Annotated in this window: 21 protein-coding genes and 1 other annotated feature; of the genes, 20 read left to right on the top strand and 1 reads right to left on the bottom strand. The window is 40.4% G+C overall.

Annotated elements, in window-relative coordinates; translation table 11 throughout:
- From LDX58_RS10090 to LDX58_RS10140, 11 genes are all read left to right on the top strand, one after another.
- Positions 1-159, top strand: coding sequence for a PilW family protein (locus LDX58_RS10090; protein WP_227936709.1), 159 nt, complete (start codon positions 1-3; stop codon positions 157-159).
- Positions 156-1,106, top strand: coding sequence for a type II secretion system F family protein (locus LDX58_RS26420; protein ID WP_227936710.1), 951 nt, complete (start codon positions 156-158; stop codon positions 1,104-1,106). Before LDX58_RS10090 ends, LDX58_RS26420 begins: the two co-directional genes overlap by 4 nt.
- 165 nt (positions 1,107-1,271) lie before the next feature.
- Positions 1,272-2,360 carry a hypothetical protein gene (locus LDX58_RS10100; protein ID WP_227936711.1) on the top strand — a complete coding sequence of 363 codons (1,089 nt, stop codon included), beginning with the start codon at positions 1,272-1,274 and terminating at the stop codon, positions 2,358-2,360.
- 270 nt (positions 2,361-2,630) lie between these two features.
- On the top strand, positions 2,631-3,203 hold the full coding sequence (locus LDX58_RS10105; protein ID WP_227936712.1) for a Maf family protein: 573 nt from the start codon (positions 2,631-2,633) through the stop codon (positions 3,201-3,203).
- Between the two features lie 51 nt (positions 3,204-3,254).
- Positions 3,255-3,941 (top strand): RadC family protein, encoded by a 687-nt coding sequence (gene radC, locus LDX58_RS10110; RefSeq protein ID WP_227936713.1) that lies wholly within the window; start codon positions 3,255-3,257, stop codon positions 3,939-3,941.
- 208 nt (positions 3,942-4,149) lie between these two features.
- Positions 4,150-5,190 (top strand): rod shape-determining protein, encoded by a 1,041-nt coding sequence (locus tag LDX58_RS10115; RefSeq protein WP_227936714.1) that lies wholly within the window; start codon positions 4,150-4,152, stop codon positions 5,188-5,190.
- Between the two features lie 13 nt (positions 5,191-5,203).
- On the top strand, positions 5,204-6,079 hold the full coding sequence (gene mreC / locus LDX58_RS10120) for a rod shape-determining protein MreC (RefSeq protein ID WP_227936715.1): 876 nt from the start codon (positions 5,204-5,206) through the stop codon (positions 6,077-6,079).
- Complete coding sequence (gene mreD, locus LDX58_RS10125; RefSeq protein ID WP_227936716.1) at positions 6,076-6,600, top strand: rod shape-determining protein MreD; 525 nt, start codon at positions 6,076-6,078, stop codon at positions 6,598-6,600. Before mreC ends, mreD begins: the two co-directional genes overlap by 4 nt.
- A 65-nt stretch (positions 6,601-6,665) precedes the next feature.
- Positions 6,666-7,451 carry a septum site-determining protein MinC gene (gene minC, locus LDX58_RS10130; protein ID WP_227936717.1) on the top strand — a complete coding sequence of 262 codons (786 nt, stop codon included), beginning with the start codon at positions 6,666-6,668 and terminating at the stop codon, positions 7,449-7,451.
- Positions 7,452-7,731: 280 nt separating this feature from the next.
- Positions 7,732-8,526, top strand: coding sequence for a septum site-determining protein MinD (minD, locus tag LDX58_RS10135; protein WP_227936718.1), 795 nt, complete (start codon positions 7,732-7,734; stop codon positions 8,524-8,526).
- A 334-nt stretch (positions 8,527-8,860) separates the two neighbouring features.
- On the top strand, positions 8,861-9,385 hold the full coding sequence (locus tag LDX58_RS10140) for a MogA/MoaB family molybdenum cofactor biosynthesis protein (RefSeq protein WP_227936719.1): 525 nt from the start codon (positions 8,861-8,863) through the stop codon (positions 9,383-9,385).
- 643 nt (positions 9,386-10,028) lie between these two features.
- On the opposite strand, the gene LDX58_RS10145 is transcribed toward LDX58_RS10140, so the two are convergent.
- Positions 10,029-10,949, bottom strand: a complete 921-nt coding sequence (locus LDX58_RS10145; RefSeq protein WP_227936720.1) for an aldo/keto reductase — start codon at positions 10,947-10,949, stop codon at positions 10,029-10,031.
- Positions 10,950-11,324: 375 nt separating this feature from the next.
- Between LDX58_RS10145 and LDX58_RS10150 the strand changes: the two genes are divergently transcribed.
- The 9 genes from LDX58_RS10150 (at position 11,325) to LDX58_RS10190 (ending at position 17,541) form a co-directional block, all read left to right on the top strand.
- Positions 11,325-12,113 (top strand): M23 family metallopeptidase, encoded by a 789-nt coding sequence (locus LDX58_RS10150; protein ID WP_227936721.1) that lies wholly within the window; start codon positions 11,325-11,327, stop codon positions 12,111-12,113.
- A 93-nt stretch (positions 12,114-12,206) separates the two neighbouring features.
- The gene (locus LDX58_RS10155) at positions 12,207-12,974 is read left to right on the top strand and encodes a M50 family metallopeptidase (protein ID WP_227936722.1); all 768 of its coding nucleotides are present in this window, start codon (positions 12,207-12,209) and stop codon (positions 12,972-12,974) included.
- Between the two features lie 76 nt (positions 12,975-13,050).
- A complete protein-coding gene (locus LDX58_RS10160; RefSeq protein WP_227936723.1) occupies positions 13,051-14,553 on the top strand; it encodes an Rne/Rng family ribonuclease in 1,503 nt (500 codons plus the stop codon).
- A gap of 62 nt (positions 14,554-14,615) precedes the next feature.
- Positions 14,616-14,688, top strand: a sequence feature (ribosomal protein L21 leader region).
- Positions 14,689-14,700: 12 nt separating this feature from the next.
- Entirely contained in the window at positions 14,701-15,009 is a 309-nt protein-coding gene (rplU, locus tag LDX58_RS10165) for a 50S ribosomal protein L21 (protein ID WP_227936724.1), read from the top strand.
- Positions 15,010-15,012: 3 nt separating this feature from the next.
- Positions 15,013-15,354, top strand: a complete 342-nt coding sequence (locus LDX58_RS10170) for a ribosomal-processing cysteine protease Prp (protein ID WP_227936725.1) — start codon at positions 15,013-15,015, stop codon at positions 15,352-15,354.
- Between the two features lie 5 nt (positions 15,355-15,359).
- Positions 15,360-15,644, top strand: a complete 285-nt coding sequence (rpmA, locus tag LDX58_RS10175) for a 50S ribosomal protein L27 (protein WP_227936726.1) — start codon at positions 15,360-15,362, stop codon at positions 15,642-15,644.
- A gap of 260 nt (positions 15,645-15,904) precedes the next feature.
- Entirely contained in the window at positions 15,905-16,048 is a 144-nt protein-coding gene (locus tag LDX58_RS10180; protein WP_227936727.1) for a hypothetical protein, read from the top strand.
- Positions 16,049-16,065: 17 nt separating this feature from the next.
- Complete coding sequence (locus LDX58_RS10185; protein ID WP_227936728.1) at positions 16,066-16,800, top strand: MBL fold metallo-hydrolase; 735 nt, start codon at positions 16,066-16,068, stop codon at positions 16,798-16,800.
- A 387-nt stretch (positions 16,801-17,187) separates the two neighbouring features.
- Positions 17,188-17,541 carry an ArsR/SmtB family transcription factor gene (locus tag LDX58_RS10190; RefSeq protein ID WP_227936729.1) on the top strand — a complete coding sequence of 118 codons (354 nt, stop codon included), beginning with the start codon at positions 17,188-17,190 and terminating at the stop codon, positions 17,539-17,541.
- The last annotated feature ends 12 nt before the right edge of the window (positions 17,542-17,553 follow it).

Raw genomic sequence — 17,553 nt, forward strand, 5'->3', positions numbered from 1 at the left:
ATGAAAGATGAGAAAGGGTTGACGCTCGTTGAGTTGTTAGTGGCGATTGTGATCTTAGGAATTGTTTTGATCCCATTATTAACAATTATGATGGGGACTTCGGTTAGAACTGCGTCCAATGAGAAAGGATCAACCAATCTATATATTGCCAGGAAGTGATTGAGAAGGTACGAATCAATGCTGGTATTTATAAAGTAGATCGAAATTCTGATAATAGTGAACGTGTGTATTGCGCTAGTGAGGTTACGAGAATATGCGATGGTTATGAACCACTCGACTTTGATTTTGAGAGTGAGTTTAAGCTTGAGAAAAATCAAATGGTTGAACTAACAGTAAGTGAGACTGATCATGATTCGTTTAATCAAGTGAAGGTTGTGGTTGCGAATGTGAGCATGGATGGTGAAGATGGGATTGAAAAGAAGAATGCCATTGAGTTTGTAACGGCGGTGAAGCAGTTAGTGGTTATCCTTTTAACGGTTGTGTTGCCAAGTTTACTAGCGAATTTAACTTCGATGGGTGGAGCAATTCCTTTTCCAACGAAAGTGGTTATGGCGCTATCTGACTTTCTCATTCATCAATGGTATATTGCTACGTTGTTTGTCGTTGCGATTAAGAGAAATCTAAAGGGACGCTACATGCTAGATTATGCCAAACTAAACGTTCCCGTGTTTGGTTTATTGGCACAAAAAACAATTCTAGCACGAGTAACGCGAACAATGGCTTCATTATTCGCTAGTTCCGTACCTGTGTTTCAAACTTTGACGATGAGTTCGGAAATTGCTGAGAATGAAGTAGTGAAGAAGGTAATCAATGAGTTGAAAGAATCGCTACGTGCGGGAGAAAGCCTGTCTTTGCCATTAAGCAAGAGTTGGGTCTTTCCAAAGCTTGTTAGTCACATGGTTAAGGTCGGTGAAGAAACCGGTCAGCTTGATACGATGCTTGAAAAGGTAGCAGACTTTTATGAAGACGAAGTGGAGCAAATGGCCGCTCGGATGAGTTCGATTATTGAGCCATTGATGATTGTGATGTTAGGGGTTATCGTGGGTACGATAGTCCTAGCAGCAATTCTACCAATGTTCTCGATCTATGATAACTTCGGTGGCTAAAAAAAGAACAAGACAATAACCGTCTTGTTCTTTTTTTCGTATACAGAAATAGAATGAAGGGGAAACTCAAAAAAATATTAACTTCTTTGCCCAAATTGTTCTATCTAAGAGAGTAAAATAATAGAATAAGAGTATAAGCAGTGGTAGAGGGAAGGAGTGATTTACATGAATCAGGATAAATACAGAATATTGGTGCGACTAAATGGAAAGGAACAGTCGGTTAAAGAATTGACTCAGGACAAGCTAGAAGTCGATCCAGATTTGTTAAAAGAACACGATGTTTCAAAAGAAATTGTCGCAGCCCGTGAGCATGATGAAAGTGAAGCATCAGAAATCATTCCCCAACCAGATAATATTATTGACTTTGGAAGAAGACATGAGGAACGAAAACGGAATGGACAACCTTTTTGGGACGATGGAAATCGCGATAAAAGCCCAAAACTTCCATATAAACGTAAGAAAAAACCGTTAAGCGGTGTGAGGACACCGAAGATTCCGTTCATCCTAATAGCTGCGATTTTCTCTGCTATTGTAGTCGGACTCGGGTTAGGGACGATGGTTCTCACAGTTTTTACGGGGAACAATGTTTCGATTGTTGATGGTGGAGAAACAACGATAGACGAAGCAATTCCCGCTTTTGCAGAAGGTGGAAATTTTCCCACTCTTACGTTAGAGATCGTACAAGGTGGCGCTTTTACGGAAATGGCGAAAGGAGAAGAGGTCGTCGCCAGAATTCATGAACAAGGCTTACCAGGAACCTTAACACAGGGAACGGATCCGATTTATATGTTTATTGGAGCGGGAGGCGACCGTGCCCAGGCAAAAAAAATAAGTGATTTGTATACGGGATATGGACAAGAAACCTATTTGAAAACGTACCGAATCGATGGGCAATCCGTTTCAGGACAAACAGAAGAAACATCAGTCTGGTTTGCAAATGCGATTTCTCATTACAAAGAAGTTCTTCAATTATCGGTTGATGGCTTAAGTGGAGGCTCTCTTATTACAGAAAATCGCGTCAAGCAAATTGAAGACGAGGCGAGTGCTTTACGAGCCGAGCGTGATCAAGCCTTCAGTCATTTAACTGGTGAATCTCAGCAACATGCGCTAGCGATGGGAGACCACTTAGTACTAGCTGGAGAAATGCTCAAGGAATACCGAAGCTCTTCTGAACAAGAGGCACTCTGGAAGTCTCAGCAAGCGCTATTAGATGCTTTGGTTAGTTATGAACAAGTTATTAAAGCGTTGCAATAGGAACGGAATAGAAAGCTGCTGAACAAACTGTTTCAGTAGCTTTTTTCAACTTTATCGATAAGATGTAGATCTTTATATTTTTGAAGAGGTGGATTACTAATCTTGAGTCTTTTGTAATCTGAATTCAATCAATTATTAACGGGAAAGTCAATTTCTGAAAACAGATTCTGTTACCATTCCTCACACACTTATAGTGGTAGCAATTAGGATTTGGTATTCTATTTTTGAACCTGTACAATAGAAGAAAACGATTGTAGAGGTGACCCCTTCATGAAATCTTTCATTTTAGCCTCAGGTTCCCCGAGGCGCAAAGAACTTTTGCAGCAAGCCCATTATTCCTTTGAAATTCAAACAAGCACAGTCGAAGAAAAAGTAGAGGAGGGATTGACTCCAGCAGAAGTGGTCGAGCAATTAGCTTTTCAAAAGGCAAAGAATGTTTGGTTGCAAAATAAAGACATGATTGTCCTTGGTGCAGATACGGTTGTTGCATTTGGAGATTTGATCCTTGGAAAGCCTCGTGATGAACAAGATGCGAAAGTAATGTTGCAAAGCTTGTCTGGTCAAACCCATAGTGTGTATACCGGTGTCGCGATTTGTTCCGCGGAAGGAATCGAAACCTTTTTTGAAAAAACAGATGTAAAATTTTATTCTTTATCTGATGAGGACATCGCGATGTATCTCCGTAGTAAGGAACCTTTTGATAAAGCAGGTAGTTACGGGATTCAAGGCTTCGGTGCTTATTTAGTGAAGCAAATTATTGGTGATTACTATACAGTTGTTGGTTTGCCGTTAGCGAAAACAATGAGGGAATTACGAAAAAAAGGGATTCATCCCAACATGTAAATAGTTGATAAAATCTCCTCAATTTGTCCATGATAGAAAGGAGCGGAATCATTGCACTCTTTCCTCATACGTGATGTTCCCGAACGTGAAAGACCGCGAGAGCGCTTGTTACAAGAAGGGCCTCTTGCTTTATCGAATCAAGAGATTCTTGCGATCTTGCTTCGAAGTGGTACGAAGCAGGAATCCGTGTTACAAGTTGCGCAACGAGTGTTGGCGAAATTTGATGGTTTGCTTTTGTTAAAAGAAGCCGCCATCGAAGAGCTATGTACGATTAAGGGAATAGGCGCGGCAAAGGCGGTCGAGCTTTCTGCCGCAATTGAGCTTGGGAGAAGAATCCATAGTCTGCAACCTGAAGAGAGATACGTGATCAGGTCTCCTGAAGATGTATCCAATTATGTGATGGAAGATATGCGTTTTCTGCATCAGGAGCATTTTGATTGTCTCTATCTGAACACAAAAAATCAAGTGCTTCACCGGAAAACGGTTTTCATCGGTAGTTTAAATGCGAGCATTTGTCATCCACGTGAAATTTTCAAAGAGGCATTTAGACGATCTGCTGCTTCTGTTATTTGTCTGCATAATCATCCTTCCGGGGATCCAACCCCAAGTCGTGAAGATATTGAAGTAACGAAGCGTTTGGCGGAAGCGGGAAAATTATTAGGGATTGAGTTACTCGATCATATTATTATCGGTGACCGAAAGTTTGTAAGTCTGAAGGAGCAAGGGTACGTCATATAATATAATAGACACCAAATAGAATCTTATTAAAGACCGTGCAGTTTGAGGGATAGCGATTGACGGATGAGAATGGTAACATAAGTTTGTTACTTTTTTTGTTTGTTAGGGGAATTTAATAAAACTTGGGGAACTTAAGGCTATTTTTTTTATCAGTTATTCGATATAATGAAGCTTATGATTTTGGTTTTGTATGAAGGGAGATACATAGATGTTTGGTGGGTTCTCAAAAGATATAGGAATTGACTTAGGAACAGCAAACACGCTTGTGTATGTAAAGAGTAAAGGGATCGTCGTTCGTGAACCGTCGGTTGTGGCACTTAGAACAGATACAGGCTCAATTGAAGCTGTAGGTAACGATGCAAAAAACATGATTGGTCGTACACCAGGAAATATAGTTGCAGTCCGTCCGATGAAAGACGGGGTTATTGCTGATTTTGATACAACCGCAACGATGTTAAAATATTTTATTCGTCAAGCTTTGAAAAATCGTTCTATTTTTACGCGTAAGCCTTCCGTTATGGTTTGTGTGCCATCTGGAATTACTGCGGTTGAAAAGCGTGCGGTTGAAGATGCAACGAAGCAAGCTGGTGCAAAAGAAGCTTACACATTAGAGGAGCCTTTTGCAGCAGCAATTGGAGCAGATCTTCCAGTATGGGAGCCAACAGGAAGTATGGTCGTCGATATCGGTGGAGGAACAACAGAAGTTGCTATTATTTCTCTAGGTGGTATCGTTACGAGTCAATCGATCCGAGTGGCTGGTGATGAAATGGATGAAGCGATTATCCAATATGTTAAAAAGAAATACAACTTAATGATTGGAGAAAGAACGTCAGAAGCCTTAAAGCTGGAAATTGGTTCTGCTGGTGCACCTGAAGGCGTCGATGACATGGATATCCGTGGGCGTGATTTACTAACTGGATTACCAAAGACGATTACAGTGTCAGCCGAGGAAATTGCTGGAGCTCTTGCGGATACGGTAACGACGATTATCGAAGCGGTGAAAAATACACTTGAACAATCTCCTCCTGAACTTGCTGCTGATATTATGGATCGTGGAATAGTATTAACAGGTGGGGGAGCTTTACTACGTAATCTTGATCGTGTTTTAGCTGATGAAACAAACATGCCTGTTCTAGTTGCAGAAAACCCGTTAGATTGTGTAGCAATTGGTACAGGAAGAGCGCTTGAAAATCTTCATCTATTTCGTTCAAGGGCGGGAATTACATCGCGCTCTGATCGAAAATGGTAAGTAGGTGTAAGGCATGCCGTCCTTCTTTTCAAACAAAAAACTAATTATTCTTCTCGTCAGTATCATTATTTTGGTTGCACTAATCGGTTATTCTCGTACAGATCGCGAGCAAATTACAGGACCAGAACAAGTGATTAGAGACGCTGTTGGATGGGTGCAAACCATTTTTACGAAACCCGCATACGCTATTGCGGGTTTCTTTGAAAATGTTCGGGATATCCAACATATCTACGAGGAAAATAGGTTATTAAAAGCAAGACTTGATGAATATGCTCAAATTTCTGTAGAACGTAATTTACTTAGAAATGAGAATAACACATTAAGAGACATGGTTGATTTAGATGAGAGTTTAAATGATTATTTAATGAGATCAGCTGTCGTGATTCATAGAAATCCGGATCGTTGGAATAAATACATTGGATTAAATCGCGGATCTGAACATGGCATTCAATCGAATATGGCTGTCATTGATTCAAAAGGTGGTCTTATTGGTAAAGTTAAGACAGTAAGTGAGTTCTCATCTCGAATTCAACTGTTGTCGGATAATGATCGTACCAATCGTGTTTCGGCGATGATCTCAATGGATCAGCCGGAGTATGGTTTTATTGAAGGCTATGATGAAGATTTAGGTTTGCTGATCATGAGGAAAATTGATTTAGCGGCAGAGATTGAAGAAGAACAAATGGTTGTTACATCCGGTAAAGGTGGCGTTTACCCAAGTGGTTTGCTCTTAGGAGAAATTGTACGGGTGGAGCCGGATGAATATGGGTTAACGCAAAACGCTTATATTAGACCAACCGCTGATTTTTTTGCTTTAGACTATGTGTATATCATTGAACGGACGAGTACATCTTTAGACCCAGCCTTACTTGAGGAGGAACCATCGTGAGTCGTTTCTATATCCCAACACTTGTTTTTAGTTTACTTGTGATAGAAGGAACGATTTTTCAGTTGGTGACACTGTCTAATAATGAAATTGATGTTACGCTTGTACCACGATTTGTTGTTGTGATGATGGTTTTCATAGGAATTCATTTTGGACGTTTTAGCAGTTTGGTTTATGGATTAGCCTTTGGACTGATGTATGACATTGTCTATACCCAGTTACTAGGTGTTTATTTGTTTGGCTTTGGTTTTATTGGCTATGCATTTGCCTATACATATAAGCAGATTCAGGATTCTTTGTTATTTCATTTAATTCTTATGCTCGCTGCGGTCGCTTTCTTTGAATATTATCAATTTGGCTTATATAAATTAATCGGTATAACGAGTTTACCGGCAAATGCTTTCTTTTACGAGCGTTTCTTACCAGGGCTTGTTTTGAATTTTGCTTTCGCGGTTATCATTTATTATCCAGTTAAAAAACTAATCTCGCATGTTAGCAGTCAAGCGAGTCTGCGTGAAAGATAAATTACGACAAAATAGTAAATGATTTTTCTTTTTCTTCTTCAATGAAGAAGGGTTTAAGTAGTATCATGTTGAATAAACGTATCATCACTGTTTTTCGATTTACTCGGGTATTAGCAATTGAATTCGGACGAGTGACGAAGGTGTTTGAGGCTGAGGTGGACATAATTATGGTTCAAAAAAAGCAAAATGTTACGATAAAAGGGACGAAAGAAGGTTTGATTTTTTTATTAGACGATTGTTGTTCTTATGAAAGTCTAGTGGAGGAATTAATTGAGAAACTTTCGTCCAAGCACTATCAACAATCAGAAGGTCCTGATGTGTTAGTCAAAGTGGATATTGGTTATCGTTTTCTTCAAGACTACCAGCGAGATGAACTAGAAAATATAATTACGAACGGGCGCAACCTCGCTGTGGAACAATTTGAATCTCGTGTTCTATCAAAAGAAGAATCAGAAAAGTTGCGTCAAGAATCGCAAACCGTGACGTTAATGCGAATCATACGTTCTGGACAAGTGTTAAAGGTCGTGGGCGATGTTCTTTTAATTGGCGATGTCAATCCTGGGGGAACGCTTATGGCGACGGGAAACATTTATGTATTGGGAGCTTTACGTGGTATTGCTCATGCTGGGTTTGAAGGCGATGCTAACGCCGTCATCTCCGCTTCTGTATTAGCCCCCTCTCAATTAAGAATTGCAGATGAGATCATGCACTTTGAAGCAAAGAAGGACAATGAAAAAATGATGTCGGGTGTGTTTCTAGATGAACAACGATCATTTTATATGGGAAGAGTTCAGCAGCTCGTACAATCACATCCAGAGCTCTCAAAAAACGAAACACAGTTGCTTGTTTAAGAGATTTTCACCTTTTGAAAATCCTGAAGCAATGAGCGAAGCCGTTACCAGGATCTTAAGCCTGTTTGAGCGAACTTCTCGAACAGGCGCGCAGCGTACGTAGCCATTGCAAACACTATAGCAAACACAATATTATTCTATTAATAGTCACATGAAAATATAGCTAATAAAATGAAATCCTAAATAACGGTGAGCAAACTTTACTTGAGTTTACCAAAGTGACACCGTTGCAGCTGTTAGGCATGAATTAATGTAAGAACTTTAGAAAGGGGTCATCAACGTGGGAGAGGCAATCGTCATTACAAGTGGAAAGGGTGGCGTCGGAAAAACAACGACGTCTGCTAATATTGGCACAGCCCTTGCACTTTCGGGGAAGAAAATTTGCTTAGTGGATACAGACATTGGGCTCCGCAATCTTGATGTTGTCATGGGTCTTGAAAATCGAATTATATATGACCTCGTTGATGTAACAGAGGGCCGTTGTAAGCTGAAGCAAGCTCTGATTAAGGACAAGCGTTTTGATTGCTTATACCTACTGCCAGCTGCGCAAACAAAAGATAAATCAGCTGTTCAACCGGAACAGATGAAAACGTTGATTGAAGAGCTGAAACAAGAGTATGACTATGTCATTATTGACTGTCCTGCTGGAATCGAACAAGGCTTTAAAAATGCTGTTGCAGGGGCTGATCGTGCAATAGTGGTCACGACTCCTGAAATATCAGCTGTTCGTGATGCTGACCGTATCATTGGATTGTTGGAGCAAGAAGATGTAGAGTCTCCGAAACTCGTCGTGAACCGGATACGTGGTCATATGATGAAGAATGGAGACATGCTTGATGTCGATGAGATTGCATCGATTCTCGCTATTGATCTTATTGGGATTGTAGTGGATGATGATGAGGTGATTAAACACTCGAATAAGGGTGAGCCTATTGCGTTGCACACAACAAGCAAAGCATCAATCGCTTACCGTAATATAGCTAGAAGAATCTTGGGTGAAACCGTTCCACTTATGTCTTTAGATGAGCAAAAAGGGATGTTTGCTAAATTAAAATCATTTTTCAGTGTACGTTAGGTACGTTGATGAAAAGTTAGAGTAGGGGTGTCAATCCTCTGCTCTTTTGTATGGACAAATGTTTGGCCCTTGTTAGTTTATCTTTCAATGCTCATATTCAGGCGTTATCGCGGATTATCATGTCTTATCTCCCCTTAGATGGGGTCAGTTTGAAAACCCTTGCTATCTATCACTTTTTGAGCGTCGTACCAATTATTTGACAACATTAGGTAACAGAACCAACAGGCTATGGTACGATAATTGAAGGAATGAGAAAGAATGTTCAAAAAACGATCTGTTAAACCGCTTGTTTAATCCTTTTTTGAACACTACTTTTAGAGGAGGCTATAAATAAATGACGATGATGGAAGAACACTGTGAACAGGTGACAAAGAGCATTCGTTGTATGATTTTAACTGTAACAGATTCTTGTTCGTATGAAGATGACAAAAGTGGAGCACTCATTCGGTCAATGTTAGAGGAAAAAGGTCATTGTGTGTCTGAATATCAAATTATAAATGCCGAATACAGTTTAATTCAGCACTGGATCAAAATCGCTGCGATACGCGCTGACGTTGATGCGATCCTGATTACGGGTGGAACAGGTATTGCTCTACACGATACGACGCATGAAGCCGTTAGAGATAGTTTAGATAAAGAGATGCCAGGATTCGGGGAACTATTCCGTCATTTAAGTTTTGTTGAAGAAATTGGAACAGCCGCAATCTTAAGCCGCGCGATTGCTGGAGTGCGAGACGGTAAAGCTATCTTCTCCATGCCAGGAGCAACAGGTGCTGTCAATTTAGCAATGAAACGAATTATTCTTCCAGAACTCGGCCATGTGATGAAAGAAATACTTATGGATAAAGTGAGAATATAGATTTAGGGAATTTAAAAAAGGGTGATCTTAGAAACCCCTATAAAGGTAAAAACCTACCTTTTTCAGGGACCTCTGATCTTGCCCTTTTTTAATTTTTTCGAAGCAATGAGCGTATACTGTAAAGATCTTAAGCCTACTCTAAGCAGGTTTCTCAGAGTAGGCTTGCAGTGAACGGAGTCATTGCCGCAGGAATTTTAACAAGAATAAATTGAGGAGAGAGTAAAAAGTAGCTTAACTTAGACGGCACCCCTAAAAGTTGATGTTGAAAAACCCACAGCTGGGCAACATTAATTTAACGGATGTTTTTTGAGTAAGCAAAAGGATGTCTTTAACAAATTAATGCTTGTTTCCAAGCGGACACAGAAGCTCTCATTTCCTTATAAACACTCATCTATGAAGGTTTAGCGGAAACTGATTCCGGTATTTACCGAAAATCATTTCCTATGGACTAACCTTTCCTCTGATAACGGAACCTATGTCCGTTAACTTTCTAAACTGAACGTTTATGAAGAAATAACGGAATGTATGTCCGCTCACCTCCATGTTTATGCTCCTTTTAGCTTTCAATCATTCACAATTCAACCCAAAAAGGGACTCCAGGAGACTAGTTTCCTATGAGATCCCTCTATCAGTCAAATACTAATTACCTATGTTGCTCATACAAATTTTTTTTCGTCTGGTCTTTAATCCATTGAAGCTCAATCGTTGTCAGGTCCGCTGTGTGGAGTGCCTTTACGTTGTCGCGGACTTGAGTTGGACTACTTGCTCCTGCAACGACTGAGGCCACTACTGGAGAAGAAAGACAGTACTGAAGGGCGACTGCTTGCATAGGGCGGCCTTGTAATAGTTCTTTTTCAAAAGAAGAACGTAGTGATTGTAGTTCTTTATAAGAATATTGGAGGTAGCCCTTTTGTTGAATGGAATTCGACATCTGACTGAATGGACGGTTGGTAAGAATGCCTTTGGCAATTGGACCTCTTGCTACAACACTGATTTGATGTTCTTTCAGTAAAGGGAATACTTCTTCCGGTCGACGGTCTAGCAAACTGTATTGGATCATGATATTGATGATGGACGATCGCTTCACATATTCTCGGATGACATTTGGTCGAATCGAAGAAATACCGTAGTAGCGAATGACCCCTTCTTGCTTTAGCTCCTCAAATGCCTCAATCGTTTCATCAATATTGTCTTCAATGGTGCCACCGTGAAGTTGGTATAAGTCTATATAATCGGTTTGTAGTCGCCTCAAACTATCTTTTACTGCTGTTTGAATGTGTTTTTTTGATGGATCCCAACTCCAGCCGTCTTTTCCCTTTTCAAAACGATTACCCGTTTTTGTTGCGAGTATTAAATCTTGGCGCTTTCCCTTTAAAACTTTACCGATGATTTCTTCATTGAGCCCTTCATTGTATAAATCGGCTGTATCGAAGTAGTTAATCCCGCTGTCGAGGGCTGCTTCAATGGTTTTTTGGGCTTCGTGTACATCGGTCCCAAGGCTCATGCAACCTAGACTTAGTTCACTAACGTATAAATCTGATTTTCCAAGCTGGCGTTTGTTCATAAAAAACATCCTTTCTATTCTTTGAAATTTCGTGCTTCTCCTTCTACACGGGTTGAGCACACTACCATACTTATCACAGGATTAAACCCCTAATAAAAGACTACGCGCAGTGCATAGAGTTGAAGGAAAACATACAAACCAACCTTTTTCCTTTACTCTAGTGTGTTGTAAAAAGACGGCACTGGCTCCGCACGCTGCGCGCCTCATAGGAGAAGCCCACTCCTATGAGGCTTAACCCCCAGCAGCGGCTCCGCTCAGTGCATAGAGTTGAAGGAAAAGGTACAAACCAACCTTTTTCCTTCAACTCTATCATATTGCTAACGGACAAGTCATATGTTTAAGTATACAAGCTTGTCAAAAAGGATGGGGAAGCGTATGTCTAAAAATTTGAATAAAGTTAGGCGTAAGTTAGAAACGAGAAGACGTCAAATTAACCAGGACGTGAAACAACGGGAACGGACTGTTCCGATGTTAATGAACCGACACGAAGAAGCCAGGGAGGAACCAGATTTCTATGTTCCAGCTGAATCCAACAAAGGGATACGACCTGTGAAATCAGGTGACTTCTTTCTTTTTCGATTGATGGTGGCCGTTTGTTTGTTTTTAATGACAGCGATTTTATTTCAGTCGCAAGTTCCTCAAGCGGAAAGCGCTAAAAATTTAATCAAACAGACGTATGAGCAAGAGCTGCAATTCGCAGCCATTGCCAATTGGTACGAAAACCAATTTGGCCGTCCATTGGCACTTGTACCACTTAATCAAGATATAGCACAAGGAGATCCGAATGAGCAAGTTGAATTAGCTTATGCGATGCCTGTGTTAGGAACGATTAGTCAGGATTTTGATCAAGATGGTCGTGGCATTCTTGTTGAAACAGGCATGAACGCCAAAGTAGAAGCCGTAAAAGGAGGGCTTGTTAAAGCAGTTGGAAGAGCCGAAGACGAAAACCTTGGCAAATCAGTTACCGTTGAGCACTATGATGGAACAGAAGCTGTCTACAGCATGCTCGATAAGGTTGAGGTTAATATGTATGATCATATTGAAGTAGGACACCTTATTGGCACAGTAACGGCCAACACCGAAGCGGAAAAAGGAATTTTCTATTTTGCCTTAAAGAAAGATGATCAATACATTAATCCAAGCGATGTATTAACGTTCGACTAAATGAGAGATCTTTTACTGAAGATCAAAATTAATCCGCTGTTCTGGTTGGTTGTCGGCATAGGTGTCTTTACCGGGTATTTCAGAGAAGTTTTAATGATTTTTACAATCGTCTTCATTCATGAGATGGGACATGCGATTGCTGCGCATCGGTTTAAATGGCGAATTCATAAAATTGAGCTGTTGCCCTTTGGTGGTGTAGCAGAAGTGGAAGACGTCGGCAACCGCCCGTTTCATGAAGAATTAATTGTGATAGTAGCTGGCCCGCTTCAACATATATGGATGATGCTCCTGTCTTATGTTCTTGTTCACTTTTCATTTTGGACTAGCACGGATCATCATCTTTTTATTTGGCATAATATCATGATTTTATGCTTTAACTTAATCCCCGTTTTACCTCTTGATGGCGGAAGGCTTGTGCAATTATGGTGCACGTATCGTTTTCCCTATGTAGAGGCGTTAAAATACTCGCGTTGGGCTTCAGGAACAGTCTTAGCTGTGATGATTTTATTAAGCGCGAACTGGTTTCCTTACCATTTGAATTTATGGGTGGTCTTAACGTTTTTGGTGCTAATGAACTATTTGGAATGGAAGCAGCGTTACTATCGGTATATGCGTTTTTTGATGGCGCGTCGATCGAGTACTTATGAGAATCATATGAGAGAAACCATTTTAGTTCGTGATTCAATTCCACTAAGAGAAGCAATGAAGCAAATTAAAAGAGGTCATTACCATATGTTTAACGTGTTTCAATTACAGACAGGTAAGTCGCTCATGATTGAAGAAAAAGAAATGCTGCAGCTCCTTTTTACAAAGAAAAAACCTCATGTTCCTCTTTCCTATTTTTTCTCTGGCCGACTCTAATCAACTCTGAAAACGACTTTTGATATGGAAACTGTTACAATAGAGAAAAGATAACCAGGAAAAGGAGCTTTTCTTAGTGAAGAAAATTATTTTTAATATGGCGACAAGGGAAAGACGAGCGGCGGTTGTAGAAAACAACCGGGTTGTTGAATTAATGGTGGAGCGAACAATTGAAAATCGAATCGTTGGCAATGTCTACCGTGGTCGTGTCGTTAATGTGTTACCTGGAATGCAAGCTGCATTTGTCGATATTGGAAGAGACAAAAATGGTTTTTTATATCGAGATGACCTGCTTTCCTTTCACCTATCTGAGGAAGAGGAAGAAAAGAAAAAGCAACGTAGTATTTCCGAGTTTGTTCGGCAAGGTGAAGAATTACTCGTTCAAGTCACAAAAGAAGGATTTGGAACAAAAGGACCTAGACTTTCCGGCGTGATTTCGTTTCCAGGCCAATTTTTGGTTTACATGCCTGAAGGAAATTATGTTGGGGTTTCACGCCGCTTTTCCACGGAGAGCGAGCGTGAACGCTGGCGTCAAATAGGAGAAGAGACGATTGAGGCAAAGGAAGGCGTGATCATCCGAACTTCCTGCGAAGGACAAGCTCCTGAAGTGATTAAGCAAGAGCTTCAGTTTTTAAGGAAGTGCTGGCAGGAAATCTGGAAGGATGAGAAAAGCCAGAAAGCACCTGCGCTCATTCATCAGGACACGGGATTAATCGAACGAATCGTTCGTGATTTTTCTTATGCCGATCTTGATGAAATTGTTGTCGATCAACATGAGTCATACAAGATGCTGAAAGAGCTTTTAGAACCTTTTCCAAAGCTTCAAGCTGCGCTCACCCTTTATCGTGAAAAAGAGAATATCTTCTCTGCTTATGGGATTGAGAAAGAACTTGAACGTGCCCTGCGTCGACAAGTTTGGTTGAAGAACGGCGCCTATTTAATGATTGATCAAACAGAGGCATTAACTGTTATTGATGTGAACACAGGGAAGTTCACAGGCAAGACCGATCTCCATGACACGGTGCGGAAAACAAATAGTGAGGCAGCCAAGGAAATAGCGAAGCAGCTACGCTTGCGTGATATTTCTGGGATTATCGTCATTGATTTTATCGATATGAAGCGAGAGGAAGACCGCGCTCATGTTGTAGCTGTGTTTGAAAAAGCCTTGAAAAGTGATCGAACAAAAACCAATGTTCTTGGAATTACAGGGCTTGGTTTGCTTGAAATGACAAGGAAGAAAGTAAGACAAAACCTTCAGGCAAGCTTGTCTAAAACCTGTCCAACTTGTCAAGGTAAGGGAGCGGTGCTATCGGATGAAGCACAAGCCTTTAAAATTGAGAGGCAGCTTTGGGAGCATAGGGGAATGGTAGAAGAAGCGCTTGTCCTTGAGTTACCTCCTGCTGTTGCAACCGTTTTATTTGGAGTAAAAAGTGAGCATTTAAAGCGGTTAGAGGAAGCTTTAGGTTTTCGGATTTTAGTGTATCCTAATAAAAAATTAAACGAAGAGAGTTATTCGATTCGTTATATTGGTGACATGGCCGAAGCAACCGCGCAGATAGAACGATTAAAAGCAAAATAGTTGATTGACAGTATCTAAGAAAATATGATATAATTTCGCTTGTTAGTTATTTGGTCGCACCCAAACAACTATAACCGCACAGAACAGGTTTTAAATGACTTTTGTCTACCTAGGATGGCGAGTCTGAGTATATGAGGAGGTGCAAGTATGTACGCAATTATTGAAACTGGTGGTAAGCAAATCAAAGTTCAAGAAGGCCAAGAAATCTACATCGAAAAATTAGACGCAGAAGCTGGTGAAACAGTTAGCTTCGATAACGTTTTATTCGTAGGTGGCGATGATGTTAAAGTTGGTGCTCCTTTCGTAGAAGGCGCTACTGTAACGGCGAAAGTTGAAAAACACGGTCGTCAAAAGAAAATCATCGTTTGGAAAATGAAAGCTAAGAAGAACTACCGTCGTAAGCAAGGTCATCGTCAACCTTACACGAAAGTGGTAATCGAAAAGATTAACGGCTAATCTATGATTACGGTTGAGATTACACGTAACGACAAAATGAACATTGTCTCTTTTACGATGAGTGGACATGCAGACTCTGGTCCGTATGGTCATGATCTCGTTTGTGCTGGAGCTTCAGCTGTTTCTTTTGGCTCTGTCAATGCAATTGCTGCACTTTGTGAAGTAGAGCTTGATATAGAGATGGAGGAGGATGGCGGCTTTCTCCGCTGTTATGTTCCAAACGGTTTGGATGATATAACATTTGAGAAAGTCCAGCTTCTTCTTAAAGGGATGTTAGTATCCCTCCAGTCGATCGCTGAAGAATACAGCAGTTATATTCAAATCAACGATATAATCGGGAGGTGAATTCCATGTTAAAAATGAACCTTCAATTTTTCGCATCGAAAAAAGGGGTAGGTAGTACAAAGAACGGTCGTGACTCAGAATCTAAGCGTCTAGGCGCTAAGCGTGCTGACGGTCAAGCTGTTACAGGCGGATCAATTCTAGTGCGCCAACGCGGAACACGCGTATATCCTGGTGTGAACGTAGGTAAAGGTGGAGACGATACACTATTTGCGAAAGTAGACGGCGTTGTGAAATACGAGCGTGTTGGTCGTGATCGCAAACAAGTGAGCGTATACCCTGCAGCTCAATAATACTAGAAAAAGCTCTTTAGCGGCGGAAGCTGTTGAAGGGCTTTTTTGTTTGATGAGCATGGTTGCGTTTTCTCGTGATTTGGAGTGATCATCTGTTTGCTTCCACTGCTAACTGCTACGGTAGAAATACGTTTATTAATGGAGAAAGTGTTTATACTGTATAAGGGATAGAGGGTAATTTTGACTTTTTACCTGATTAAGTTAGAAGACGAATGCCCACTTAATAGTTAAGAATTGGAGAAAAAGAAAGGAAGTTATGCGTGAGTAAAATAGAACGTGAAAAGATAAAGCGTTTGCGAGAATGTGTTGCTGACTCTAGTAACGAGCATGAACAAAAAAAATTAATGACAGAATTAGCAATTCTAACAGAGCGTGAGCGGATTAATCAAAAGGAAAATCAGTAGATAGGAGGGTGAGAAAGATGAAATTAACAGTCGTTGGTTATTGGCACGGTTATCCCGAAAAAGGCGAGGCAACTTCTGGTTATCTACTTGAGGAGAACGATTTTAAACTATTAATTGATTGTGGCAGTGGTGTTCTTTCAAACCTACACTCCTATTGCGCTTTAACCGACCTGGATGGCATCATTCTTTCTCATTATCATCATGACCATCTAGCCGACATTGGTGCTTATCAGTATGCGCGAATTATTAATAAAGGAATGGATGTCGATATGAAGGAGTCAACGATATATGGTCATAGCGACGATGAACAAGCTTTTGCTAAACTCGCCTATCAAAACGTCGTGAAATCACAAGCTTATCAAGAGCAAACATCAAAAAATATTGGACCATTTACGTTTACATTTAAGAAAACAGATCATCCGGTTCCTTGTTATGCAATGAGAATAGAAAGCAAAGGAAAAACGATTGTCTATACAGCCGATTCAAGTTTCTTTCCTGAATTAGCCGAATTTGCAAATGGTGCAGATCTCCTTATTACGGAGTGTAGTGGATACAAAGGCGATCAGATTGCCGAGTTTGGTCATATGACGAGTGAGACAGCAGGGCAATTGGCAAAACAAGCAAAACCTATAAAGTTGGTTTTAAGTCATCTCCCGCATAAGGGGAATCATGAACAACTACGTCAAGAAGTTGCTAAGCATTATACGGGTGAAGTGATCCTTGCGAGCTCAGGATTAACGTTCTCGCTCTAAGCATTGTGAGAATCGGTTGTGCGCCTCTCATCCTCGGATGTTAATAATAATTCGTTCTTTTAATAAGAAACCTACCTTCCTCGATAACAAAGGTAGTTACTTTTAACCTTAAGTAGACAAAATCATCGTTTACCGAGGGTTATATAAAGTATTTAATCACTAGGGGATATGTGCTATTTAATTTCTCCTCTGCTACCACCTCTATTTAATCATAAGCAGCCACTAAACCTACCGTTTACAAACTTTAAACAAACCGAAAAAAACAAAGCTTTGAGTAAGCCCGAAGCTTTTGCCATTCTCATAAGACATGTGATTATAAATAAACCATTTACATATATAAGTATATGCTTATATAATAAAGCGAGATTAAAGAAAGGAATGACAAACATGAGCAATACGATTCCTTTGGTTGAGATTGATACAGCGGCTAAGGTATTAAAGCTTTTAGGTGATAAAACCCGTTTAGCGATGATGGCGATGTTGTCTGAAGATGAATGCTGTGTCTGTGAATTTGTTGAACTGTTTGAAATGAGTCAGTCTTCTGTCAGCCAACATGTACGAAAGCTAAGAGATGTGGGTCTTGTTGAAGAAAAGAGGAAAGGTCAGTGGATCTTTTATCGTGTGAATCCGAACCATGAAACCTATCCATTGATAGAAGACTTACTGCAACACGTTCCTAGTCAAAAAGATAAACTAAAGGACTTAGAGCGCCGCGGCTTACGTGTTGCTTGTTGTGATTAACGAATAGAAAGA

The sequence above is a fragment of the Alkalihalobacillus deserti genome (genome assembly GCF_020734105.1).
Lineage (GTDB): Bacteria > Bacillota > Bacilli > Bacillales > Bacillaceae_D > Halalkalibacter > Halalkalibacter deserti.